Source organism: Pseudomonas sp. N-1-13 (genome assembly GCF_057787095.1).
Genome location: NZ_JBYNRI010000001.1, coordinates 89,091 through 111,691, shown reverse-complemented (window position 1 = coordinate 111,691; position 22,601 = coordinate 89,091). Strand labels below are relative to the sequence as shown.

Annotated in this window: 22 protein-coding genes and 1 pseudogene; 14 read left to right on the top strand and 9 right to left on the bottom strand. The window is 60.9% G+C overall.

All coding sequences use genetic code 11. The features are described from left to right. Positions 1 to 37 precede the first annotated feature (37 nt). Complete coding sequence (locus AC3I65_RS00490; RefSeq protein WP_047226157.1) at positions 38 to 1,603, top strand: phospholipase D family protein; 1,566 nt, start codon at positions 38 to 40, stop codon at positions 1,601 to 1,603. Between the two features lie 40 nt (positions 1,604 to 1,643). Here AC3I65_RS00490 and AC3I65_RS00485 read toward each other — a convergent pair whose 3' ends face one another. Together AC3I65_RS00485 and AC3I65_RS00480 are read right to left on the bottom strand one after the other, a co-directional pair. Further along, complete coding sequence (locus AC3I65_RS00485; protein WP_488523394.1) at positions 1,644 to 2,786, bottom strand: MFS transporter; 1,143 nt, start codon at positions 2,784 to 2,786, stop codon at positions 1,644 to 1,646. 187 nt (positions 2,787 to 2,973) lie between these two features. Further along, the gene (locus tag AC3I65_RS00480; RefSeq protein WP_107321363.1) at positions 2,974 to 4,467 is read right to left on the bottom strand and encodes an aldehyde dehydrogenase; all 1,494 of its coding nucleotides are present in this window, start codon (positions 4,465 to 4,467) and stop codon (positions 2,974 to 2,976) included. A 232-nt stretch (positions 4,468 to 4,699) separates the two neighbouring features. Between AC3I65_RS00480 and AC3I65_RS00475 the strand changes: the two genes are divergently transcribed. After that, positions 4,700 to 5,062 (top strand): cupin domain-containing protein, encoded by a 363-nt coding sequence (locus AC3I65_RS00475; RefSeq protein WP_047226160.1) that lies wholly within the window; start codon positions 4,700 to 4,702, stop codon positions 5,060 to 5,062. 204 nt (positions 5,063 to 5,266) lie between these two features. Here the strand turns inward: AC3I65_RS00475 and rpmG are convergent, their stop codons facing one another. Together rpmG and rpmB are read right to left on the bottom strand one after the other, a co-directional pair. Continuing rightward, positions 5,267 to 5,422: a 50S ribosomal protein L33 gene (gene rpmG, locus AC3I65_RS00470; protein WP_003177274.1), complete on the bottom strand. Its 156-nt coding sequence runs from the start codon at positions 5,420 to 5,422 to the stop codon at positions 5,267 to 5,269. 11 nt (positions 5,423 to 5,433) lie between these two features. Then, the gene (rpmB, locus tag AC3I65_RS00465) at positions 5,434 to 5,667 is read right to left on the bottom strand and encodes a 50S ribosomal protein L28 (protein WP_003229474.1); all 234 of its coding nucleotides are present in this window, start codon (positions 5,665 to 5,667) and stop codon (positions 5,434 to 5,436) included. A 436-nt stretch (positions 5,668 to 6,103) separates the two neighbouring features. Here rpmB and AC3I65_RS00460 point away from each other — a divergent pair, with 436 nt between their 5' ends. After that, positions 6,104 to 7,690, top strand: coding sequence for an ABC transporter substrate-binding protein (locus AC3I65_RS00460; protein ID WP_076383090.1), 1,587 nt, complete (start codon positions 6,104 to 6,106; stop codon positions 7,688 to 7,690). A gap of 135 nt (positions 7,691 to 7,825) precedes the next feature. Here the strand turns inward: AC3I65_RS00460 and radC are convergent, their stop codons facing one another. Then, positions 7,826 to 8,500, bottom strand: a complete 675-nt coding sequence (gene radC, locus AC3I65_RS00455; protein WP_454865243.1) for a RadC family protein — start codon at positions 8,498 to 8,500, stop codon at positions 7,826 to 7,828. Positions 8,501 to 8,645: 145 nt separating this feature from the next. Here radC and coaBC point away from each other — a divergent pair, with 145 nt between their 5' ends. The 4 genes and pseudogenes from coaBC (at position 8,646) to argB (ending at position 12,902) form a co-directional block, all read left to right on the top strand. Continuing rightward, positions 8,646 to 9,854: a bifunctional phosphopantothenoylcysteine decarboxylase/phosphopantothenate--cysteine ligase CoaBC gene (coaBC, locus tag AC3I65_RS00450; protein WP_047226163.1), complete on the top strand. Its 1,209-nt coding sequence runs from the start codon at positions 8,646 to 8,648 to the stop codon at positions 9,852 to 9,854. Positions 9,855 to 9,859: 5 nt separating this feature from the next. Then, positions 9,860 to 10,315, top strand: a complete 456-nt coding sequence (gene dut / locus AC3I65_RS00445) for a dUTP diphosphatase (protein ID WP_274091378.1) — start codon at positions 9,860 to 9,862, stop codon at positions 10,313 to 10,315. Positions 10,316 to 10,566: 251 nt separating this feature from the next. Next, positions 10,567 to 11,970: pseudogene (locus tag AC3I65_RS00440) on the top strand (phosphomannomutase/phosphoglucomutase); the annotation flags it as partial. Positions 11,971 to 11,996: 26 nt separating this feature from the next. After that, positions 11,997 to 12,902 (top strand): acetylglutamate kinase, encoded by a 906-nt coding sequence (gene argB / locus AC3I65_RS00435; protein WP_047226166.1) that lies wholly within the window; start codon positions 11,997 to 11,999, stop codon positions 12,900 to 12,902. A gap of 158 nt (positions 12,903 to 13,060) precedes the next feature. On the opposite strand, the gene pyrE is transcribed toward argB, so the two are convergent. After that, complete coding sequence (gene pyrE, locus AC3I65_RS00430; protein WP_047226167.1) at positions 13,061 to 13,705, bottom strand: orotate phosphoribosyltransferase; 645 nt, start codon at positions 13,703 to 13,705, stop codon at positions 13,061 to 13,063. 82 nt (positions 13,706 to 13,787) lie between these two features. Between pyrE and crc the strand changes: the two genes are divergently transcribed. Next, positions 13,788 to 14,567, top strand: a complete 780-nt coding sequence (crc, locus tag AC3I65_RS00425) for a catabolite repression control protein Crc (protein WP_003177265.1) — start codon at positions 13,788 to 13,790, stop codon at positions 14,565 to 14,567. Between the two features lie 175 nt (positions 14,568 to 14,742). Here crc and AC3I65_RS00420 read toward each other — a convergent pair whose 3' ends face one another. Together AC3I65_RS00420 and rph are read right to left on the bottom strand one after the other, a co-directional pair. Next, the gene (locus AC3I65_RS00420; RefSeq protein ID WP_047226168.1) at positions 14,743 to 15,111 is read right to left on the bottom strand and encodes a DUF4870 domain-containing protein; all 369 of its coding nucleotides are present in this window, start codon (positions 15,109 to 15,111) and stop codon (positions 14,743 to 14,745) included. 30 nt (positions 15,112 to 15,141) lie between these two features. Next, positions 15,142 to 15,864, bottom strand: a complete 723-nt coding sequence (gene rph, locus AC3I65_RS00415) for a ribonuclease PH (RefSeq protein ID WP_047226169.1) — start codon at positions 15,862 to 15,864, stop codon at positions 15,142 to 15,144. 280 nt (positions 15,865 to 16,144) lie between these two features. On the opposite strand from rph, the gene AC3I65_RS00410 reads away from it, so the two are divergent. The 6 genes from AC3I65_RS00410 (at position 16,145) to AC3I65_RS00385 (ending at position 21,440) form a co-directional block, all read left to right on the top strand. After that, positions 16,145 to 17,008, top strand: coding sequence for a YicC/YloC family endoribonuclease (locus tag AC3I65_RS00410; protein ID WP_047226170.1), 864 nt, complete (start codon positions 16,145 to 16,147; stop codon positions 17,006 to 17,008). 12 nt (positions 17,009 to 17,020) lie between these two features. Beyond that, on the top strand, positions 17,021 to 17,641 hold the full coding sequence (gmk, locus tag AC3I65_RS00405) for a guanylate kinase (RefSeq protein WP_047226171.1): 621 nt from the start codon (positions 17,021 to 17,023) through the stop codon (positions 17,639 to 17,641). A gap of 166 nt (positions 17,642 to 17,807) precedes the next feature. After that, positions 17,808 to 18,071, top strand: coding sequence for a DNA-directed RNA polymerase subunit omega (gene rpoZ, locus AC3I65_RS00400; protein ID WP_003177259.1), 264 nt, complete (start codon positions 17,808 to 17,810; stop codon positions 18,069 to 18,071). A 60-nt stretch (positions 18,072 to 18,131) separates the two neighbouring features. Then, positions 18,132 to 20,237: a bifunctional GTP diphosphokinase/guanosine-3',5'-bis pyrophosphate 3'-pyrophosphohydrolase gene (gene spoT / locus AC3I65_RS00395; protein WP_047226172.1), complete on the top strand. Its 2,106-nt coding sequence runs from the start codon at positions 18,132 to 18,134 to the stop codon at positions 20,235 to 20,237. A 27-nt stretch (positions 20,238 to 20,264) separates the two neighbouring features. After that, the gene (locus AC3I65_RS00390; RefSeq protein ID WP_003229509.1) at positions 20,265 to 20,645 is read left to right on the top strand and encodes a RidA family protein; all 381 of its coding nucleotides are present in this window, start codon (positions 20,265 to 20,267) and stop codon (positions 20,643 to 20,645) included. 54 nt (positions 20,646 to 20,699) lie between these two features. Continuing rightward, a complete protein-coding gene (locus AC3I65_RS00385; RefSeq protein ID WP_076383093.1) occupies positions 20,700 to 21,440 on the top strand; it encodes a hypothetical protein in 741 nt (246 codons plus the stop codon). A 142-nt stretch (positions 21,441 to 21,582) separates the two neighbouring features. On the opposite strand, the gene AC3I65_RS00380 is transcribed toward AC3I65_RS00385, so the two are convergent. Beyond that, positions 21,583 to 22,440: an SDR family oxidoreductase gene (locus tag AC3I65_RS00380; RefSeq protein ID WP_076383094.1), complete on the bottom strand. Its 858-nt coding sequence runs from the start codon at positions 22,438 to 22,440 to the stop codon at positions 21,583 to 21,585. Positions 22,441 to 22,601: the final 161 nt, after the last annotated feature.

Sequence of the window (22,601 nt, the reverse complement as noted above, 5' to 3'; positions counted from 1 at the left end):
ACAAGCCGATCAACGCAAACAAGCGGAACGAGCCTACGTGAGACCCAGACCCATCCTGCCTGTGCTCCTGCTAGTCGCCTCGCTGCTGGGCGGCTGTGCCAGTTTTGACATCACCCGCGAACCTTCCCAGGCGCTCCCGGCAACCGAATCTTCGTTCGGACGCTCGGTACAGGCCCAGGCCGCTCCACACGAGGGACGCTCGGGTTTCCGCCTGCTATCTGACAGTACCGACGCCTTCTCCGCCCGGGCCGAGTTGATCCGCAACGCCCAAAGCAGCCTGGATTTGCAGTACTACATCGTTCATGACGGCATCAGCACGCGAATGCTGGTGGATGAATTGCTCAAAGCCGCCGACCGCGGCGTACGCGTGCGCATCCTGCTGGATGACACCACCAGCGATGGCCAGGATCAGATCATCGCGACCCTCGCCGCTCATCCGCGGATCCAGATACGCCTGTTCAACCCACTTCATCTGGGGCGCGCCACCGGGGTAACCCGCAGCCTCGGGCGGCTGCTCAACCTCTCATTGCAACACCGGCGCATGCACAACAAGCTCTGGCTGGCGGACAACAGCATGGCCATCGTCGGCGGTCGCAATCTGGGGGATGAATATTTCGACGCCGAACCCAACCTGAACTTCACCGACATCGACCTGCTTGGCGTTGGGCCGGTGGCCGAACAATTGGGGCACAGCTTCGACCAATACTGGAACAGCGCCCTGAGCAAACCCATCGAACAATTCCTGTCCCGTCGGCCAACCCCCAAGGATCTGGCCAACAGCCGCCTACGCCTGCAAGAGTCACTGGAGCAGACGCACAAGGAAAATCACGCGCTTTACCAGCAGTTGACCTCCTACCGGACCCAACCGCGCCTGGACATCTGGCGCAGGCAATTGATCTGGGCCTGGAACCAGGCGCTGTGGGATGCACCCAGCAAAGTACTGGCCAGGGATGAGCCTGACCCGCAGTTGTTGCTGACCACGCAATTGGGCCCGGAGCTGACGGGGGTCAGTGAAGAACTGATCATGATTTCGGCCTACTTTGTACCCGGCCAGCCAGGGTTGGTCTACCTGACCAGCCGCGCCGATGCCGGAGTGGCGGTGAGTCTTTTGACCAACTCCCTGGAGGCCACCGACGTACCGGCGGTGCACGGCGGTTACGCGCCGTATCGCAGGGCTTTGCTGCAACATGGGGTGCGGCTGTACGAATTGCGTCGCCAGCCCGGGGACACGGGTGGCAGCCCCCATTTGTTCTACAGCAAGTCCTACGGCGAATCGGACTCCAGCCTGCATAGCAAGGCGATCATCTTCGACCGGAAGAAATCCTTCATCGGCTCGTTCAATTTCGATCCGCGTTCAGTGCTGTGGAACACCGAAGTGGGGGTCTTGGTCGACAGTCCCGAACTCGCCGGCCAAGTGCGCGAACTGGCCTTGCAGGGCATGGCACCGGCCCTGAGTTACCAGGCCCGCCTGAAGGACGGGAAGCTGATATGGACCACCGAAGACAACGGCCAACTGCATGACCTGGACCGCGAACCCGGCAGTTGGTGGCGCCGCTTCAACGCCTGGTTCGCCACCACCGTTGGGCTGGAGCGAATGCTGTAGAAGCCCCGGGTTCAGCACGTTTCCCAAGGCTTCACTTTGTTCAGGCAGGTTGCGTGGCGCCAAACGCCCCTTGGCGCAACAACAGAACCACCAAGCCGAACGCTCCCGCGGCCATGAACAAGGGCAGCGCATGCCCACTGATCCATTGACTGCCCGCCCCCGCCGCCAGTGGGCCAATCAGGCAACCGATCCCCCACAACTGGGCAATATGGGCGTTGGCCCGCACCAGTGCATCGTCGCGATAACGCTCGCCGATCAGGATCAGTGACAAGGTGAACAACCCGCCTGCGCTGGCGCCAAACAGCACCCACAGTGGCCAGATCAGCAAGGTATCGATCAGCAGTGGAACCGCCAGGCTCGACAGCATCAGCGCCACCGCACAGCCAGTGAACAACGACCGGCGCGACAGGCGGTCCGCAAGAGCGCCAATGGGCAACTGCAACAAGGCATCACCGACCACTACCGTGCTGACCATCGCCAGCGCAATGTCGGCGCTGAAGCCCTGACGCAAACAGTAAACCGGCAGCAGAGTCAGGATCATTGCCTCGAACGCCGCGAACAACGACACCGCCCAGGCGATTGCCGGCAACCCACGACAAAACGCCCATAGATCCTTGAAAGTGACGCTGCAGGCTTCACTGCTGGGCGCACCGCTGCGTCCCAGCAACAGCAACGGCGAAACCAGCAAAAGACCGACACCCACCCAAAAGCCATAATCGTGATCAGTCCCCAGCGCACCCAGCAGCAACGGACCAGACAACTGACTCAGGGCGTAACTGCTGCCGTACAACGCCACCAACCGTCCGCGCCATTGTTCGATCACCAGTTGGTTGATCCAGCTTTCACCCAGAATGAACACCAGGGTCAGGACGACGCCGATCATCAGCCGCAGCACCAACCAGACCGGATAGCTGGGCAACAGCGCCAGCAACCCGATGGACACCGCCCCACTCCACAAGCACAAGCGCATCAACGCCGCCGTGCCGAACCGCGCCGCAAGCCGACTCGACACCTTGGCCCCGACCAGCACCCCAACGGCCGGCATGGCGGCCATCACCCCGATGGCAAACGAACCATAACCCCAGCCTTCCAGACGCAGCGACACCAGCGGCATGCTCACGCCCAGCGCCAAGCCGACACTCAGGACAGATGCCAACACGGCGAAATAGGTCGCCCAACGCATTTCCACGCTCCTGTGGATAGTTATCGATTTTCAGGCCCCACAAAACACTGTGGGAGCGAGCCTGCTCGCGATAGCGGCGCAACATTCAACAGAGTCGTCGACTGTCACACCGCTATCGCGAGCAGGCTCGCTCCCACAGGGGACCAGCACTGCATGCAGCCCCGAACAGGATCCGGGGCCGCCCCTGTCAGAGCTTGATCCAGGTCGCCTTCAGCTCGGTGTACTTGTCGAACGCATGCAGCGACTTGTCGCGGCCGTTACCCGACTGCTTGAAGCCGCCGAACGGTGCGGTCATGTCGCCGCCGTCATACTGGTTGACCCAAACGCTGCCAGCACGCAGCGCCTTGGCGGTCAGGTGAGCCTTGGAAATGTCCTTGGTCCATACCGCCGCGGCCAGGCCGTACGGCGTGTCGTTGGCAATCTGGATGGCCTCCTCGGCGGTATCGAAAGCGATGACCGACAACACCGGACCGAAAATCTCTTCCTGGGCGATTTTCATGGCGTTGCTCACCCCGTCGAAAATCGTCGGCTCGACATAGGTGCCGCCGGTTTCTTCGAGGATCCGCTTGCCGCCGGCCACCAGCTTGGCGCCGTCGCTGTGACCGGCCTCGATGTAGGACAGCACGGTGTTCATCTGCTGGGTATCCACCAGGGCGCCGACATTGGTGGCCGGGTCCAGGGGGTTGCCAGGTTTCCAGCCCTTGAGCGCTTCAATCACCAGCGGCAGGAAGGTGTCCTTGATGGAACGCTCCACCAACAGTCGCGAGCCGGCGGTGCAGACTTCGCCCTGGTTGAAGGCAATGGCGCTGGCGGCGGACTCGGCGGCGGCTTGCAGGTCCGGGGCATCGGCGAACACGATGTTCGGGCTCTTGCCGCCGGCTTCCAGCCAGACACGCTTCATGTTGGACTCGCCCGAGTAAACCATCAGTTGCTTGGCTATTTTGGTGGAACCGGTGAACACCAGGGTATCGACGTCCATGTGCAGGGCCAGGGCCTTGCCAACCGTGTGGCCGTAGCCCGGCAGCACGTTCAGCACGCCCTTGGGAATACCGGCCTCCACTGCCAATGCGGCAATGCGGATAGCGGTGAGCGGGGATTTTTCCGACGGCTTGAGCACCACCGAGTTACCGGTGGACAGCGCCGGGCCGAGCTTCCAGCAGGCCATCATCAGTGGGAAATTCCACGGCACGATAGCGCCTACGACGCCCACCGGTTCACGGGTCACCAGGCCCAACTGATCGTGGGGGGTCGCGGCCACTTCATCGTAAATCTTGTCGATGGCTTCACCGCTCCAGCTCAACGCTTGAGCTGCACCGGGAACATCGATATTCAAGGAGTCGCTGATCGGTTTGCCCATGTCCAGGGTTTCGAGCAGCGCCAGTTCTTCGGCGTTCTGCTTGAGCAGGCCGGCAAAGCGAATCATGGTCGCTTTACGCTTGCTCGGCGCCAGGCGCGACCAGACACCGGAGTTGAAGGTGGCGCGGGCGTTTTCGACGGCACGTTGGGCGTCGGCGACGTCGCAACTGGCGATCTTGCCCAGCACACGGCCATCCACCGGGCTGAGGCAGTCAAAGGTTTCGCCGGACACCGCATCGGTGTATTCGCCGTTGATGAAGGCACGGCCTTCGATGGTCAGGTCGCGGGCGCGTTGTTCCCAGTCGGCACGAGTCAGGGTGGTCATGCGAGTGTCCTCCTCTTATTGAGTACGAACGCCACGCGATGCGCAGCGCTCCACGAATTCTGCCCAGCCGGCCTGTTTTCGGCGCGGGGCACCCGCCACCCTAAACCAGCGGCTGGTAATGTTTCAATATATTTGACACAACACTGGCAAACGGCCTTGCGATGTTCGTTTTAATAAACATAGACTTTGGCTCTTCCAGCCATTCGCGCCGTCATTACCGGAGAATTGCCGCATGAGCATCCAGGACATCGTCGATTTCAGTCAGGCCAGTACCACCGCCGAACGCTATCGCCCGGACGCAGCCAAGGTACTCAAGGGTGATCCCGAACAAACGGTGTTCAACCACTACAGCAGCCCTTGCGGGCAAATGAATGCAGGCGTGTGGGAAGGCGCGGTCGGCCAGTGGACGGTCAACTACACCGAACATGAATACTGCGAGATCGTCCAGGGCGTTTCCGTGTTGCGGGACAATGATGGCAATGCCAAGACCCTGCGGGCCGGCGACCGCTTCGTGATCCCGGCGGGGTTCACGGGCACTTGGGAAGTGTTGGAGGCGTGCCGCAAGATTTATGTGGTGTTTGAACAGAAGGCTTGAGGATTTACATCGTTAGGCCTGGCCTCATCGCGAGCAGGCTCGCTCCCACATTGGCGCTGTGTAATGCCTGAGTTTCAGGCAAGCACAATGCCCTGTGGGAGCGAGCCTGCTCGCGATGAGGCCCCGACAGGCAACAAAAATCCGGCAACAAAAAAGGCCCGTATCTTGCGATACGGGCCTTTTTCGTAAGAAGGGAAAAATCAATTACTTGATTTTGCCTTCCTTGTAGATCACGTGCTTGCGAACAACCGGATCATATTTCTTGATCTCGATTTTGTCCGGGGTAGTACGCTTGTTCTTGTCGGTAGTGTAGAAGTGACCAGTACCGGCGCTCGAGATCAAACGAATCAATTCACGCATGATTAGCTCCCTTAAATCTTGCCATCGCGGCGAAGTTCGGCGAGCACGACACTGATGCCACGCTTGTCGATGATACGCATGCCTTTGGCAGATACGCGCAGACGCACAAAACGTTTCTCTTCTTCAACCCAGAAGCGGTGATGCTGCAGGTTCGGCAGGAAACGACGACGGGTTTTGTTGTTTGCGTGGGAAATGTTATTCCCAGTCACCGGACCCTTACCGGTAACTTGACAGACTCTCGACATGCCTCAGCCCTCTAAAACCACATGCCCAACCCGGCATGGGTTGGCCGCTTAATCTCTCAGTCATTTGGCGCCAGGCGCCGCGTTTCTTTAAGGGTCTTACCGGCTACACCTACAGTGAAGGAACCGGGCCCCTAGAAAAGAGCGCTGCTTTATACCAGAAAGACCACAGTGCAACAACTGCCGGTGTGATTTGTCTTCGTTGGAAAGCGACGCGTAACGCCCCCGAACGGCTGGGGCACAGGCTGGCGCCGCCTTTGACCGCTCGTCGCTGCAGGCCGGTTTTTTTAACCGATGCCGAGCTTGAGCCGTTAATACAGCGTCGCAGGGTGCCGGAAAATGCAAAAAGGGGATAGTCATTTTCCAACGAGGCCACTAGGGTAGGTCTTTTCCAGACTGCACATGCAGATGGGCCTTCGACTTGCACAGGAAACCGACCATGCGCCTCGCTGCCCTCCCACTGTTGCTCGCCCCTCTGCTGATCAGCCCGCTGGCCCAGGCCGCCGCCCTGAGCGTTTGCACCGAGGCCAGCCCGGAAGGATTCGATGTCGTTCAGTACAATTCGCTGACCACCACCAACGCATCCGCCGACGTGCTGATGAATCGCCTGGTGGATTTCGACACCGCCAGCGGCAAGGTCATCCCCAGCCTCGCCGAGAGCTGGGAAGTCTCGTCCGATGGACTGACCTACGTGTTCAAGCTGCGCCCCCAGGTCAAATTCCACCGGACCGAATACTTCACGCCGCGCCGCGATCTGACCGCCGAGGACGTCAAGTTCAGCTTCGAACGCATGCTTGACCCGGCAAACCCTTGGCACAAAATCGCCCAGAGCGGTTTCCCCCACGCCCAGTCCATGCAGCTACCGAGCTTGATCAAGAAAATCGACGCGCTGGACCCGCTGACCGTGCGCTTCATCCTCGATCATGCAGATTCGACCTTCCTGGCCACCTTGAGCATGGGCTTTGCCTCCATCTATTCGGCCGAATACGCCGATCAGTTGATGAAAGCCGGTACGCCAGAAGCACTCAACAATCAGCCCATCGGCACAGGCCCGTTCATTTTCAACCGGTTCCAGAAAGACGCTTCGATTCGCTACAAGGCCAACCACGACTATTTCGCTGGCAAGCCCCAGGTGGATCCGCTGATCTTCGCCATCACGCCGGACGCGAATGTGCGCCTGCAAAAACTGCGGCGCAACGAATGCCAGATCGCCCTGTCACCCAAGCCGCAGGACGTCCAGGCCGCCAGGCAGGAGCCGACGTTGAAAGTGGCGCAGACCGACGCCTTCATGACCGCGTTCGTGGCGATCAACAGCCAGCACCCGCCCTTCGACAAGCCCGAGGTTCGACAAGCCGTCAACCTGGCCTTCGACAAGGCCAGCTACCTCAAGGCCGTTTTCGAGGGCACCGCCGAAGCGGCCAAGGGCCCCTACCCTCCGAACACCTGGAGCTACGCCAAAAACTTGCCCGGTTACGCCCATGACCCGGCCAAGGCCCGTGATCTTCTGGCCAGGGCCGGTTTGAAGGACGGCTTTCAGACCACCATCTGGACCCGCCCTTCCGGCAGCCTGCTGAACCCCAACCCCAGCCTGGGCGCGCAGCTGCTGCAGGCCGACCTGGCGCAGATCGGCATTCAGGCCGAGATCCGCGTGATCGAATGGGGCGAACTGATCCGTCGCGCCAAGGCCGGCGAACATGACTTGCTGTTCATGGGCTGGGCCGGTGACAACGGTGACCCGGACAACTTCCTCACGCCGCAGTTTTCCTGCGCGGCACTCAAGTCCGGCACCAACTTCGCCCGTTATTGCAACCCGGACCTGGATAAAGTGATCAGTGCCGGCAAAACCACCAGCGAGCAGGGCGTGCGCACCAAACTCTATGAGCAGGCCCAGGCGCAGATCCAGCAACAGGCCCTGTGGCTGCCCCTGGCGCACCCGACCGCGTTCGCCCTGACCCGCAAGGATGTGCAGGGTTACTCGGTCAGCCCGTTTGGGCGGCAGGATTACTCCAAGGTCAGTATCAAGTAACCACTGCCAGCCCCCCCCTGTGGGAGCAAAGCTTGCTCGCGATGACGTCGTTACATACAACACTTCTGTTGGCTGTAAAACTGCTATCGCGAGCAAGCTTTGCTCCCACCAGGGATTATTCACGCCTGACCGTGCTTACATCCACCCATACTCCGCCATGGACAGCGGCTCACCATCGCCGACGATGAAGTGGTCGAGCACCCGCACATCGATCAACTCCAGTGCTTCCTGAAGCCGCTCAGTGAGCATCCGGTCGGCCTGGCTGGGTTCGGTGTTGCCGGAGGGGTGGTTGTGGCACAGGATCAACGCTGCGGCGTTATGGGCCAGGGCGCGCTTGACTACCTGCCGGGGATAGACACTCGCGCTGTCGATGGAACCGCGAAACAACGCCTCATACGCCAGCACCCGATGCCGGGAATCGAGGAACAGGCAGCCAAACACTTCATGAGGCTCGTGACGCAACATGGCCTTGAGGTAGTCCCGCACGGCCAGCGGGCTCTCCAGCACCGATTCCCGCCGCAAATTTTCGGCCAGATGCCGACGCCCCATCTCCAGCACGGCCTGCAACTGCGCGAATTTCGCTGGGCCCAGCCCCAGATGTGCGTTGAAGGTATGCAGATCAGCCTCGAGCAAAACCCGCAGGCCACCAAATTGATGCAGCAGATGTCGCGCCAGGTCCACGGCGCTTTTACCCGACACACCCGTGCGCAAGAAAATCGCCAAAAGCTCGGCGTCCGAAAGACTCGCCGATCCCAACTCCAGTAACCTCTCCCGTGGCCGCTCGGCCACCGGCCAGTCGCGAATACTCATAGCATCTCCCTGATTGTGGGCGCCGCTGTTCCGTAGCGGTCGCTGTGATATCGTAGCCCATCTTTTTTGCAGGCGATTTGCACCCAGGCAGGCTGCTGCCGTGGGGTTCGTCCTGCACTGACCATTGAAATCGAAAGGCAGGCCTATGCAGCGGCTGTATCGGAAACGCATCGTTCTGGGCGTCGGCGGCGGCATTGCCGCCTACAAGAGCGCCGAGCTGGTCCGCAGGCTTATCGACCAGGGCGCGGAAGTACGGGTCGTCATGACTCGCGGCGGCAGTGAATTCATCACCCCGCTGACCATGCAGGCCCTGTCCGGGCACCCGGTCCACTTGGATCTGCTCGACCCGGCGGCCGAAGCCGCCATGGGTCATATCGAACTGGCCAAGTGGGCCGACCTGGTGCTGATCGCCCCAGCCACGGCCGACCTGATCGCCCGCCTGGCCCAAGGCATCGCCGATGATTTGCTGACCACCCTGGTGCTCGCCACCGACGCCGTGGTTGCCCTCGCGCCAGCCATGAACCAGGCCATGTGGCGCGATCCGGCCACCCAGGCCAATCTGCAATTGCTCCAAAGCCGCGACCTGAAAGTCTTTGGCCCGGCTTCCGGCAGCCAGGCCTGCGGCGATGTCGGCATGGGACGTATGCTCGAAGCCAACGACCTGGCCCAGTGCGCCGCCGACTGCTTCCAGCGCCAGGCACTGACCGGCAAGCATGTGCTGATCACCGCCGGGCCGACCCAGGAAAACATCGACCCGGTGCGCTACATCACCAACCACAGCTCCGGGAAAATGGGCTTCGCCCTGGCCGAAGCCGCCGTGGAAGCCGGCGCCCGGGTCACGCTGATCACCGGCCCCGTGCATTTGCCAACCCCTGATCGGGTGACCCGCATCGACGTGGTCAGCGCCCGGGACATGCTCGCAGCCTGCGAAGCGGCCATCCCGTGCGACCTGTTCATCGCCTCGGCGGCGGTGGCGGACTACCGTCCCGAAGTCGTCGCCCCGCAAAAACTTAAGAAAGACCCTACGAGCGGCGACGGCCTGCTACTACAAATGGTGCGCAACCCGGACATCCTCGCGACCATCGCCACCCGCCCGGACCGTCCGTTCAGTGTCGGCTTCGCCGCCGAAACCGAGCACCTGCTCGACTACGCCGCGCGCAAGCTCAAGGACAAGAACCTGGACTTGATCGTCGCCAACGACGTCGCCAACCCGAGCATTGGCTTCAACAGCGAGGAAAACGCCTGCAGCGTGATCGACCGCCAGTTGCACGCCACCCTTTTCGCCCAGACCAGCAAGAGCAAGATTGCCCGCCAGCTGATCACTTTTATCGCCGAACGGCTGAACCAGGTTTAATTGACATGCACGCTCTACAAGCCAAGATCCTTGACCCTCGCATCGGCGCCGAATTCCCGCTGCCGCAATACGCCACACCGGGTTCCGCCGGCCTCGACCTGCGGGCCATGCTCAAGCAGGACACCGTCCTGGAGCCCGGCCAGACCCTGCTGATCCCAACCGGCCTGTCGGTGTACATCGGCGACCCGGGCCTGGCTGCGTTGATCCTGCCGCGCTCGGGCCTGGGCCATAAGCATGGCATCGTACTGGGCAACCTGGTGGGCCTGATCGACTCCGATTACCAAGGCGAGCTGATGGTGTCCTGCTGGAACCGTGGTCAAACGGCATTCAACATCGCCGTGGGCGAGCGCATCGCCCAACTGGTGCTGGTACCGGTGGTCCAGGCGCACTTCGAACTGGTGGAAGAATTCGACGAGAGCCAGCGCGGCGCTGGCGGCTTCGGGCATTCCGGCAGCCACTGATCCAGCTGTTTCAGGCCGGGCGCCTTGCCCGGCCCCTTTATTAAGCTTCTGTTTCAGGACGAAAAATGCCCACAGGCTGGCTGCAGGGTTTCCCACTTGGAATCAATGTATTAGGCGATAGAGGCGAGGTAACGCTGTCTCATGGCACTTTCCCACCACGAACTCTCTGCCAAAAACGCCGTCATACCCTTCAGTTTGAGCCTGTCGACGCGAACCGTCGGCCTGTCCAGTCATCTTCCTGATAGAGCGCCCCGCCCATGAACACCCCAGCCGCAATCGCCCCAATTTTTCCTGATAGCATCTTCCGCGCCTACGACATCCGTGGCGTGGTACCGGAGACCCTCACCGCCGAAACCGCCTATTGGATCGGCCGCGCCATCGGCTCCCAGAGCCTGGCCCAGGGTGAACCGAACGTGTGCGTCGGTCGCGATGGTCGCTTGTCCGGCCCCGAGCTGGTTGAACAATTGATCAAAGGGGTTGCCGACAGTGGTTGCCATGTCAGCGACGTGGGCCTGGTGCCGACGCCAGCGCTGTACTACGCCGCCAACGTGCTGGCCGGTAAATCCGGCGTGATGCTCACTGGCAGCCACAACCCGTCGAACTACAACGGCTTCAAGATCGTCATCGCCGGCGACACCCTCGCCAACGAGCAGATCCAGGCCTTGCACACCCGCCTCAAGACCAATGACCTGAGCAGCGGCCAGGGCAGCGTCACCAAGGTGGACATCCTGGAGCGCTACAACGATGAAATCGTCAAAGATGTGAAGCTCGCCCGCCGCCTGAAAGTGGTGGTCGATTGCGGCAACGGCGCCGCTGGCGTGATCGCCCCACAACTGATTGAAGCCCTGAACTGCGAAGTCATCCCGCTGTTCTGCGAAGTGGACGGCAACTTCCCCAACCATCACCCGGACCCGGGCAAGCTGGAAAACCTGCAAGACCTGATCGCCAAGGTCGAGGAAACCAACGCCGACCTGGGCCTGGCCTTCGACGGCGACGGCGACCGCGTGGGCGTGGTCACCAACACCGGCAGCGTCGTGTTCCCGGACCGCTTGCTGATGCTGTTCGCCCGTGACGTGGTGGCGCGCAATCCGAACGCCGAAATCATTTTCGACGTTAAATGCACCCGCCGCCTGGTGCCGCTGATCAAGGAATACGGCGGTCGCCCACTGATGTGGAAAACCGGCCACTCGTTGATCAAGAAGAAAATGAAAGAGAGTGGCGCCCTGCTGGCCGGCGAAATGAGCGGCCACATCTTCTTCAAGGAGCGCTGGTTCGGTTTCGACGACGGCATCTACAGCGCCGCACGCCTGCTGGAGATCCTCAGCAAAGAGAAATCCACGGCCGAAGAGCTCTTCGCGACCTTCCCGAACGATATTTCTACGCCGGAAATCAATATCCATGTGACCGAAGAGAGCAAATTCAGCATCATTGATGCACTGCACGACGCTCAATGGGGCGAAGGGGCCGAACTGACCACCATCGATGGTGTGCGGGTCGACTATCCCCAAGGCTGGGGCCTGGTTCGCGCATCCAACACCACGCCGGTGCTGGTGCTGCGTTTCGAAGCCGACAACGAAGCCGAACTGCAGCGCATCAAGGATGTGTTCCACACCCAACTCAAACGTGTTGCACCTGATCTTCAACTACCGTTCTGATTTTTGAAGCACCACCGGAGCCCTGAATGACCCTCGAACGCGAAGCCGCCGCCAATACCGCCAAGGTCCTGTCCGAAGCGTTGCCTTATATCCGACGCTATGTCGGCAAGACCCTGGTGATCAAATACGGCGGCAACGCGATGGAAAGCGAGGAGCTGAAAACCGGCTTCGCTCGCGACATCGTGCTGATGAAGGCTGTGGGCATCAACCCGGTGGTCGTTCACGGTGGTGGCCCACAGATCGGCGACCTGCTCAAGCGCCTGTCGATCGAGAGCCACTTCATCGACGGCATGCGCGTCACCGACGCGCAGACCATGGATGTGGTGGAGATGGTCCTCGGCGGCCAGGTCAACAAGGACATCGTCAACCTGATCAACCGGCATGGTGGCAGCGCCATCGGCCTGACAGGTAAAGACGCCGAGCTGATCCGGGCGAAGAAACTCACCGTTACCCGCCAGACGCCGGAGATGACCCAGCCGGAAATCATCGACATCGGCCATGTGGGCGAAGTGGTCGGCATCAACACCGACTTGCTGAACCTGCTGGTCAAGGGCGACTTCATCCCGGTAATCGCGCCCATCGGCGTCGGCGCCAACGGTGAGTCGTACAACATCAACGCCGACCTGGTGGCAGGCAAGGTTGCCGAAGCACTGAAAGCCGAAAAGCTGATGCTGCTGACCAACATCGCCGGCCTGATGGACAAGACCGGCAAGGTCCTGACCGGATTGTCGACTCAACAGGTCGATGAACTGATCGCCGACGGCACCATCTACGGCGGCATGCTGCCGAAGATCCGCTGCGCACTGGAAGCGGTCCAGGGCGGCGTTGGCAGCTCCTTGATCATCGACGGCCGGGTACCGAATGCGATCCTGCTGGAGATCTTCACCGATACCGGCGTGGGTACGTTGATCAGTAATCGCAAGCGTCCGTAAGCGACACCCATAAAAAGACCCCGCTCAGCCAGACTGAGCGGGGTCTTTTTTTACGCACTGTAGGAGCGAGCTTGCTCGCGATAGCGGTGATTCAGCCAACATGAATGTTGAATGGCTATCGCGAGCAGGCTCGCTCCCACCAGGGAATGTGCAAATCTTTAAACGCCGAACTGCGCCCGATAAGCCTCAACCGCCGGCAAATGCTGCTTGAGCTGCGGGTCGTCGGCCAAAAACTCCAGCACCTGGGTCAGCGACACGATGCTGACCACCGGAATGTTGAAGTCACGCTCCACTTCCTGGATCGCCGACAACTCACCGTTGCCGCGCTCTTGGCGATTCAGGGCGATCAGCACACCGGCGGCCTTGGCGCCTTCCTGGGAACCGATGATCTGCATCACTTCACGAATGGCGGTGCCGGCGGTGATCACGTCGTCGATGATCAGCACTTCACCGGTCAGCGGCGCGCCCACCAGGCTGCCCCCTTCACCATGAGCCTTGGCTTCCTTGCGGTTGAAGCACCAGGGCAGGTCGCGGCCGTGGTGTTCGGCCAGGGCGACCGCAGTGGTGGCGGCCAGAGGAATGCCTTTGTAGGCCGGGCCGAACAGCACGTCGAACGGAATGCCGCTCTCGACAATGGCCGCCGCATAGAAACGGCCCAGTTGCGCCAGGGCGGCACCGGTGTTGAACAGGCCGGCATTGAAGAAGTACGGGCTCGTGCGGCCGGACTTGAGGGTGAACTCACCGAAGCGCAAAACGCCGCGATCGATGGCAAAACGAATGAAATCGCGCTGATACGCCTGCATGAAAAAAGCCCCAAATACCACGGATTTAGCTAAATAGGTACACGCCGTGTATCATACACGCACGTGATTTTTGGGGCCATTTATGCGGATCATCAGTGTGAACGTCAATGGTATTCAGGCTGCAGTGGAGCGAGGGTTGCTCAGTTGGCTGCAAGCACAGAATGCCGACGTCATCTGCCTGCAGGACACCCGCGCCTCCGCCTTTGAACTGGACGATGCAGCCTTCCAACTGGATGGTTACTTCCTTTATGCCTGCGATGCCGAAGTCCCCGCCCAGGGTGGCGTGGCTTTGTACTCGCGGCTGCAACCGAAGGCTGTCATCAACGGTCTCGGTTTCGAGACGGCGGACCGCTACGGGCGCTACCTGCAGGCCGATTTCGACAAGGTCAGCATCGCGACCTTACTGCTCCCTTCGGGGCAGAACGGCGATGAAGATTTGAATCAGAAATTCAAGTTGATGGACGACTTCGCCCGTTATCTGGATAAACAGCGGCGCAAACGTCGCGAGTACATCTATTGTGGCTCGCTGTACGTGGCGCAACAGAAGCTGGATATCAAGAACTGGCGCGACAGCCAGCAATCCCCGGGTTTCCTGGCGCCGGAACGGGCCTGGATGGACGAGATTGTCGGCAACATGGGCTATGTTGACGCCCTGCGGGAAGTCAGCCGTGAAGGCGACCAATACAGCTGGTGGCCAGACAACGAACAGGCCGAGATGCTCAACCTCGGCTGGCGTTTCGACTACCAGTTGCTGACGCCTGGTCTGCGCCGCTTCGTGCGCAGCGCCCGCCTGCCGCGCCAGCCACGGTTCTCGCAGCATGCGCCACTGATCGTGGATTACGACTGGACACTGACGATCTGAGTGTCGTTTCGCAGCCACAAAAAAACCGACAGCCATGTCGGTTTTTTTGTGGACAACCCTTTCTACTGTGGAAGCGAGCCTGCTCGCGATGGCGGTGGGTCAGCCAACATTTGTGTTGAATGATGAACCGCTATCGCGAGCAGGCTCGCTCCCACAAGTGCTTACTCGTTGATCGTTATTTGACCAGCCGCCAGGTAAACGGATACCGATACGGCTGCCCTTCATTGGCCTTCACCCCACCGATGATGGTCAGCACCAGCGCACCGATAGCCACCAACCCGAACAGGAAGAAGCCGATCACCACGATCATCAGGAGCAGGCTGATCGCCGAGGCAATTGCCACAGTGATCTGGAAGTTCAGCGCTTCCTTGCCTTGTGCATCGATGAACGGGTCAGTCTCGCGCTTGAGCTGCCAGAGCACCAGCGGGCCGATCAACGTACCGAACGGAATCCAGATGCCCAACAAGGCGGACAAGTGACAGAACATCGCCCATTGGCGCGCCTCCTTGCTGGGCTGGGGCAGTAGGGTTTGCTCATCACTCATGACGTTCTCCTTGTCTGAAGCGCGAAACGATCAGTCAGCCAGTGCGGCTTTTTGCAGTTCGAAAATCTCGTTCATGCCTTTCTTTGCCAATTCCAGCATAGCGCTCAATTCTTCCGGCTGGAACGGCGCGCCTTCGGCGGTGCCCTGGATTTCGATGAAGCCGCCAGCGCTGGTCATGACCACGTTCAGGTCGGTCTCGGCGGCGGAGTCTTCCAGGTAGTCCAGGTCCAGCACCGGCTCGCCCTGATACATGCCCACGGAGACCGCGGCGATCATCTGCTTGAGCGGATCGCCGCCCTTGAGGCCGCCACGCTTCTTGATCACTTTCAAGGCATCGGCCAGTGCGACCATGGCGCCGGTGATGGACGCGGTGCGAGTACCGCCGTCAGCCTGGATCACGTCGCAATCGACATACAACGTCACGTCACCGAGCTTGGACATGTCCAGCGCGGCGCGCAGCGAACGGCCAATCAGACGCTGGATTTCCAGGGTACGTCCGCCCTGCTTGCCGCGGCTGGCTTCACGCTGGTTGCGCTCACCGGTGGAGCGCGGCAGCATGCCGTATTCGGCGGTCAGCCAGCCTTGACCCTGGCCCTTGAGGAACCGTGGCACACCGTTTTCGACGCTGACGGTGCAGATGACTTTGGTATCACCGAATTCGACCAGTACAGATCCCTCGGCGTGTTTGGTGTAGTTGCGGGTAATGCGGATCGAGCGAAGCTGATCGGCAGCGCGACCACTTGGACGTTTCATAGGGAACACCTGTACAGAGGACGGAAAACTGCCGAGCATTATAGAGCCGTGGGCCGCCATAGGGCAGTTTAAACGTCGCGCGGTTCCAAAAAACCGCTGCAACGAGCCAAGCCCCTTTGACCTCTGACCGACGAGCCGCAGCGCTTTGTCACATGCACGGTTTGGGGGCATGCACCTCACTGCGCTACAATCCTGCGCCTTTGCTGCCCTTCGGCTTTTATCCACAGATACCAGGCGCTACGACTACCCGTTGCGTCCGCCTGCATTGCGAGGAATCTCCATGGTGCACAGCATGACCGCCTTCGCCCGCGTCGAGAAAGCCGGCATCCAAGGCACGCTGAGCTGGGAACTGCGCTCGGTCAACAGCCGCTACCTGGAGCCGCACCTGCGCCTGCCCGAATCCTTTCGCGACCTTGAAGGCAGCGTGCGTGAAGCCCTGCGCCAGGGCCTGTCCCGGGGCAAGCTGGAATGCACCCTGCGCTTCACCGAAGAAAGCACCGGCAAGGCCTTGCAGGTGGACCGCGAGCGCGCCGCGCAACTGGTGGCTGCCGCCGAAACCGTCGCCAGCCTGATCAAGCACCCCGCGCCTCTGAACCCGCTGGAAGTCCTGGCCTGGCCCGGCGTGCTGGTAGGTGATGCGAGCGACCCGCAGGCCCTGAATGCCGAAGCGCTGGCGTTGTTCAATCAAGGCCTGAAAGAACTCAAGGCCGGCCGCGAGCGCGAAGGCGCGGAACTGGCCCGGTTGATTGACGAGCGCCTGACTTCCATAGAGGAAGACGTCGTCACCCTGCGCGAACTGGTCCCGCAAATGCTCGCCACCCAACGTCAGAAAGTGCTCGACCGCTTCGTCGACATGAAGGCCGAGCTGGACCCGCAGCGCCTGGAACAGGAAATGGTCATGCTCGCGCAAAAAAGCGACGTGGCCGAAGAACTGGATCGCCTGAGCACCCACATCATTGAAGTTCGCCGGGTACTCAAATCCGGTGGTGCGGCCGGTCGCCGCCTGGACTTCCTGATGCAGGAACTCAACCGCGAAGCCAACACACTGGGCTCCAAAGCCTTCGACCCGCGCAGCACCCAGGCTGCGGTCAACCTCAAGGTGTTGATCGAGCAAATGCGCGAACAAGTGCAGAACATTGAGTAAGGCTAACCCGACATGACCCACAGCACCGGCACTCTCTACATCATTTCCGCGCCCTCTGGGGCCGGCAAGACCAGCCTGGTCAAGGCGCTGATCGACGCCGAGCCGCAGATCCGCGTCTCGGTCTCGCACACCACCCGCGCCATGCGCCCGGGCGAAGTGGACGGGGTGAACTATCACTTCGTCGACCGCGAACAGTTCGTGAAAATGGCCGAGCACGGGGACTTCCTCGAGCGCGCCGAAGTCTTCGGCAACCTCTATGGCACCTCGCAAAGCTATCTGCAGCAAACCCTGGATGAAGGCCACGACCTGATCCTGGAAATCGACTGGCAGGGTGCCGAGCAGGTCCGCAAGCTGATGCCCCAGGCCCGTTCGATCTTTATCCTGCCACCGAGCCAGCAGGCCTTGCGCCAGCGCCTGACCAATCGCGGCCAGGACAGCGACGACATCATCGAAGGCCGGATGCGCGAAGCGGTCAGCGAAATGAGCCACTACGTCGACTACGATTACCTGATCATCAACGACGATTTCGCCCATGCGCTAGACGATCTGAAGGCGATTTTCCGCGCCAGCCAGCTGCAGCAGAAACGCCAGCAGCAACGTTTCGGTAAATTATTGGCCGAACTGCTGGGCTGAACAGCCCTTCCCAAAACCGCTGCGACGGCTTTACATTGGAGCTTGTAGCGGGTCGAGGGGCTGGTCAAAAAATCAGCGCTTCCCTAAACGCTGGCGTTTTTTTAAACTGTTGAGTCCGCTCGCCCAACCGGGCAGCGCGCATATTGCATTCGCTCCGAGGAATACCATGGCCCGCGTAACCGTTGAAGACTGCCTAGAACACGTGGAAAACCGCTTTGAGCTGGTCATGCTCTCTACCAAGCGTGCCCGTCAACTGGCCACCGGTGGCAAAGAGCCGTTGGTCCAGTGGGAAAACGACAAGCCTACCGTGGTAGCGCTGCGTGAAATCGCCGAAGGCCTGATGAGCTACGAGTTCATCGCCAACGCTGAAATCGTTGAAGACGAACCGCTGTTCGCAGCGTTCGAGGACGAGTCCAACGAGGCGGTCTAAGCCTATGCCTGGTCGACGTAGCACGGCGCGGGGTCACAGCAAACGGCAGGAGTCATTATCATGCCGAGCATAGACGCCCTCGCCGATCGCTTATCGGCCTACCTCGGCACGGACCAGGTCAACCTGGTCCGCCGAGCCTATTTCTACGCCGAACAAGCCCACGACGGCCAGCGCCGCCGCAGCGGCGAGGCGTACGTCACGCACCCGCTTGCGGTGGCGAACATTCTTGCCGACATGCACATGGACCATCAGAGCCTGATGGCGGCGATGCTGCATGACGTGATCGAAGACACCGGCATCGCCAAGGAAGCGCTGCAAGCGCAGTTCGGCGAAACCGTGGCCGAACTGGTCGACGGGGTCAGCAAACTGACCCAGATGAACTTCGAGACCAAGGCCGAGGCCCAGGCCGAAAACTTCCAGAAAATGGCCATGGCCATGGCGCGCGATATTCGCGTGATCCTGGTCAAGCTCGCCGACCGCCTGCACAACATGCGAACCCTGGAAGTGTTGTCCGGTGAAAAACGCCGGCGAATCGCCAAGGAAACCCTGGAAATCTATGCGCCCATCGCCAATCGCCTGGGCATGCACGCGATCCGCATCGAGTTCGAAGACCTCGGTTTCAAGGCCATGCACCCGATGCGTTCGGCGCGGATCAACCAGGCCGTCAAGCGCGCCCGGGGCAACCGCAAGGAAATCGTCAACAAGATCGAAGAATCCTTGAGCCACTGCCTGACCATCGACGGCATCGAAGGCGAGGTCAGCGGCCGACAGAAACACCTCTACGGCATCTACAAGAAGATGCGCGGCAAGCGTCGGGCCTTCAACGAGATCATGGACGTCTACGCGTTCCGGATCATCGTCGACAAGGTCGATACCTGCTACCGCGTACTGGGCGCTGTACATAATTTGTACAAGCCATTGCCTGGGCGCTTCAAGGACTACATCGCGATTCCCAAGGCCAACGGCTACCAGTCGCTGCACACCACGCTCTTCGGCATGCACGGCGTACCGATCGAAATCCAGATCCGCACCCGTGAAATGGAAGAGATGGCCAACAATGGCATCGCTGCGCACTGGCTGTACAAGTCCAGCGGCGACGAACAACCCAAGAGCACCCACGCCCGGGCCCGCCAGTGGGTCAAAGGCGTGCTGGAAATGCAGCAGCGGGCCGGCAACTCCCTGGAATTCATCGAAAGCGTGAAGATCGACCTGTTTCCGGACGAGGTCTACGTTTTCACGCCCAAAGGCCGGATCATGGAGCTGCCCAAAGGCTCCACGGCGGTGGACTTTGCCTATGCAGTACACACCGACGTCGGCAACAGCTGCATCGCGTGCCGGATCAACCGCCGCCTGGCGCCGTTGTCCGAACCGCTGCAAAGCGGCTCCACGGTGGAAATCGTCAGCGCCGCCGGCGCACGGCCAAATCCGGCATGGCTCAATTTCGTGGTCACCGGCAAAGCCCGCACACACATCCGCCACGCCTTGAAGCTACAACGCCGCTCTGAATCCATCAGCCTGGGCGAACGCTTGCTCAATAAAGTCCTCAACGGTTTCGACAGCTCCCTGGACAAGATCCCGGCTGAACGCGTGCAGATCATGCTCAGCGAGTACCGCCTGGAGCTGATCGAAGACCTGCTGGAAGACATCGGCCTGGGCAATCGCATGGCCTACGTCGTCGCCCGCCGCCTGCTCGGCGAAGGCGAACAGCTGCCTAGCCCCGAAGGTCCCCTGGCCATTCGTGGTACCGAAGGCCTGGTGCTCAGCTATGCCAAGTGCTGCACGCCGATTCCTGGCGATCCGATTGTCGGCCATCTGTCCGCAGGCAAAGGGATGGTGGTGCATCTGGATAACTGCCGCAACATCAGCGAAATCCGCCACAACCCGGAAAAATGTATCCAGCTCTCCTGGGCCAAGGATGTCACCGGCGAATTCAATGTCGAGCTGCGGGTCGAACTGGAGCACCAGCGTGGCCTGATCGCCTTGCTGGCCAGCAGCGTCAACGCCGCCGACGGCAATATCGAAAAAATCAGCATGGACGAGCGTGATGGCCGCATCAGCGTCGTCCAACTGGTGGTCAGCGTGCACGACCGCGTGCACCTGGCCCGCGTGATCAAGAAGCTGCGCGCCCTGACTGGCGTCATCCGTATCACTCGTATGCGTGCATAGCTCCCCATCCATTACAAGGAGTCATAAATGACCAAGACCGTTATCACCAGCGACAAAGCCCCGGCCGCCATCGGTACGTATTCCCAGGCAATCAAGGCGGGCAACACCGTGTACATGTCGGGCCAGATCCCGCTGGACCCGAAAACCATGGAACTGGTAGAAGGCTTCGAAGCCCAGACCGTGCAGGTGTTCGAGAACCTCAAGGCCGTGGCCGAGGCTGCCGGCGGTTCGTTCAAGGACATCGTCAAGCTCAACATCTTCCTCACCGACCTGAGCCACTTCGCCAAGGTCAACGAGATCATGGGCAAGTACTTCGACCAGCCTTACCCTGCCCGCGCCGCCATCGGCGTAGCTGCCCTGCCGAAGGGTTCGCAGGTTGAGATGGACGCCATCCTGGTCATCGAGTAACACGCCCGGCGCAGCCTCCCCCCCGCTGCGCCGTTTTCGTTTAAGGATTCCACCATGCGCAAAGCGCTTGCTCTTTCGCTGGCTGCCCTGCTGTTGGGCGGCTGCGCCAGCGACCCTGCCGACCGTGATATCAGCGGCACCTGGATCAACCAGGCGGCAATCGACGCCGCCGCCAAGGGCGGCCCGCTGCGCGAGGCGCTGCAGGCCTATGGCCCGAACCTGGAATGGGACGTCAACACCCGGGCCGGCCAGGCGCGTTACACCAACGGTTTCGAGAATGTCGAAGGCAAGCTGCTGGGCGAAGAAGACGGTGCGTGGAAAGTCGATTTCTACGGCAGCTCCGCCAGCGAACTGCAACGCGACGGCGACCAGTTGAACCAATCTGCCACCGAGAACGAGCCGCAGCAAGTGTTCGAGCGCGCCCAGGTCCAGGTGCCCGAGGGTGCGCCGCTGGGCGCCAGTTTCGAACGGGCGCTGTATACCGCTTATCTGGGCGGCACCTGGAACATCGTCAACGGCCCTGGCCAGGGCGCCAGCGTGCAGTTCCAACCCGACGGCCAGGTCAGCGGACTACCAGGCGCCGACCGCTACGCCCTGTGCCTGGCCGGCGACTGCGCGTCCATGAGCGGCGGCAACGACAACATCTGGCTGCAGCAGAACGGCCAGGGCAACACCTGGATCTTCTCTCGCGACGGCAAGAAGCTGGAAATTTTCCAGACCGTGAATGCGGCACTGGCGGATGAAATGCCTTCGTTCACGCCGGGTGACCGGCAGTGGGTGTTGGAGAAGCAGTAACTCGGACTCCCTGTGGGATCGAGCCTGTGGGAGCAAAGCTTGCTCGCGATGACGTCGTCACAGACAACACCTCTGTTGGCTGTAAAACCGCTATCGCGAGCAAGCTTTGCTCCCACCGTTTGTTTTTGGGGTGCTTAAAAGATCAGCAGCGCCCCTCCAGAATCGCCGCATACCCCTCACGAAAACTCGGATACCTCGGTGTCCAGCCCAGGGCCTTCGCCCGTGCATTGCTGCAGCGCTTGCTGCCGGCGCGGCGGACGCTGGCGTTTTCGGCCCATTGGGTGACGCCCATGTAATCACGCAGCCAACCCACCACCTCGGCCAGCGCGGCGGGAGTGTCGTCGACGCCGATGTAGCAGTCTTCCAGGGGCTTGCCCTGGCGGTCGGCTTCCAGCAGGAAGGCCAGCAGGCCCGCCGCGTCGTCGGCATGGATGCGGTTGGCGTAGAGGGGCGGGTCCTCCACCACGCTATAGCCCTGGCGCACCTGGCTCAGCAACCATTCACGGCCCGGACCATAGATACCGGTCAGACGCACGCGGCTGGCCGGGATGCCGCTGTCGAGCGCCACCTGTTCAGCTTCGAGCATCAGCCGGCCGGAATAGCCACCGGCCACGGTGGGCGAGCTTTCATCGACCCACTCGCCACCCTTCTGTCCGTAGACGCTGCTGCTGGAGACAAAAAGCAGTCGTTTTGGCTGCTGTCCATGCTGCTTCAGCCAGCTCAACACATGCTGTAAGCCTTGGACATAAGCCGCGCGGTAACCCGCCTCGTCATGCTCGGTGGCGGCGACGCTGTACACCACGTAATCCAGTGGACCGGTGGGCCAATCAGCGGGACATTGCTCGTTGAACAAGTCCCCCGCTACCCCGACAACCCCGGCCGGCAGCTGCGAAACCGTACGGCGCAAGCCGTAGACCTGCCACTGCTCGGCCCGCAACTGACTCGCCAGGCGGCCACCGATATCACCGCAGCCGGCGATCAAAACAGAAGGCGCGGACATCAAAATCTCCTCTCGTAAAGCCGCAGACTAGCTGCCAGAGGGGACGAGCGGCTAGCAATGCAGGAAAAAAAGATACTGTATTACTTTTGTTAACAAGAATTACTTGCAATAATGCGAGCCAGTTTTGTTCTCGGCCCACGAGGCCTGGAAGAACATCAACC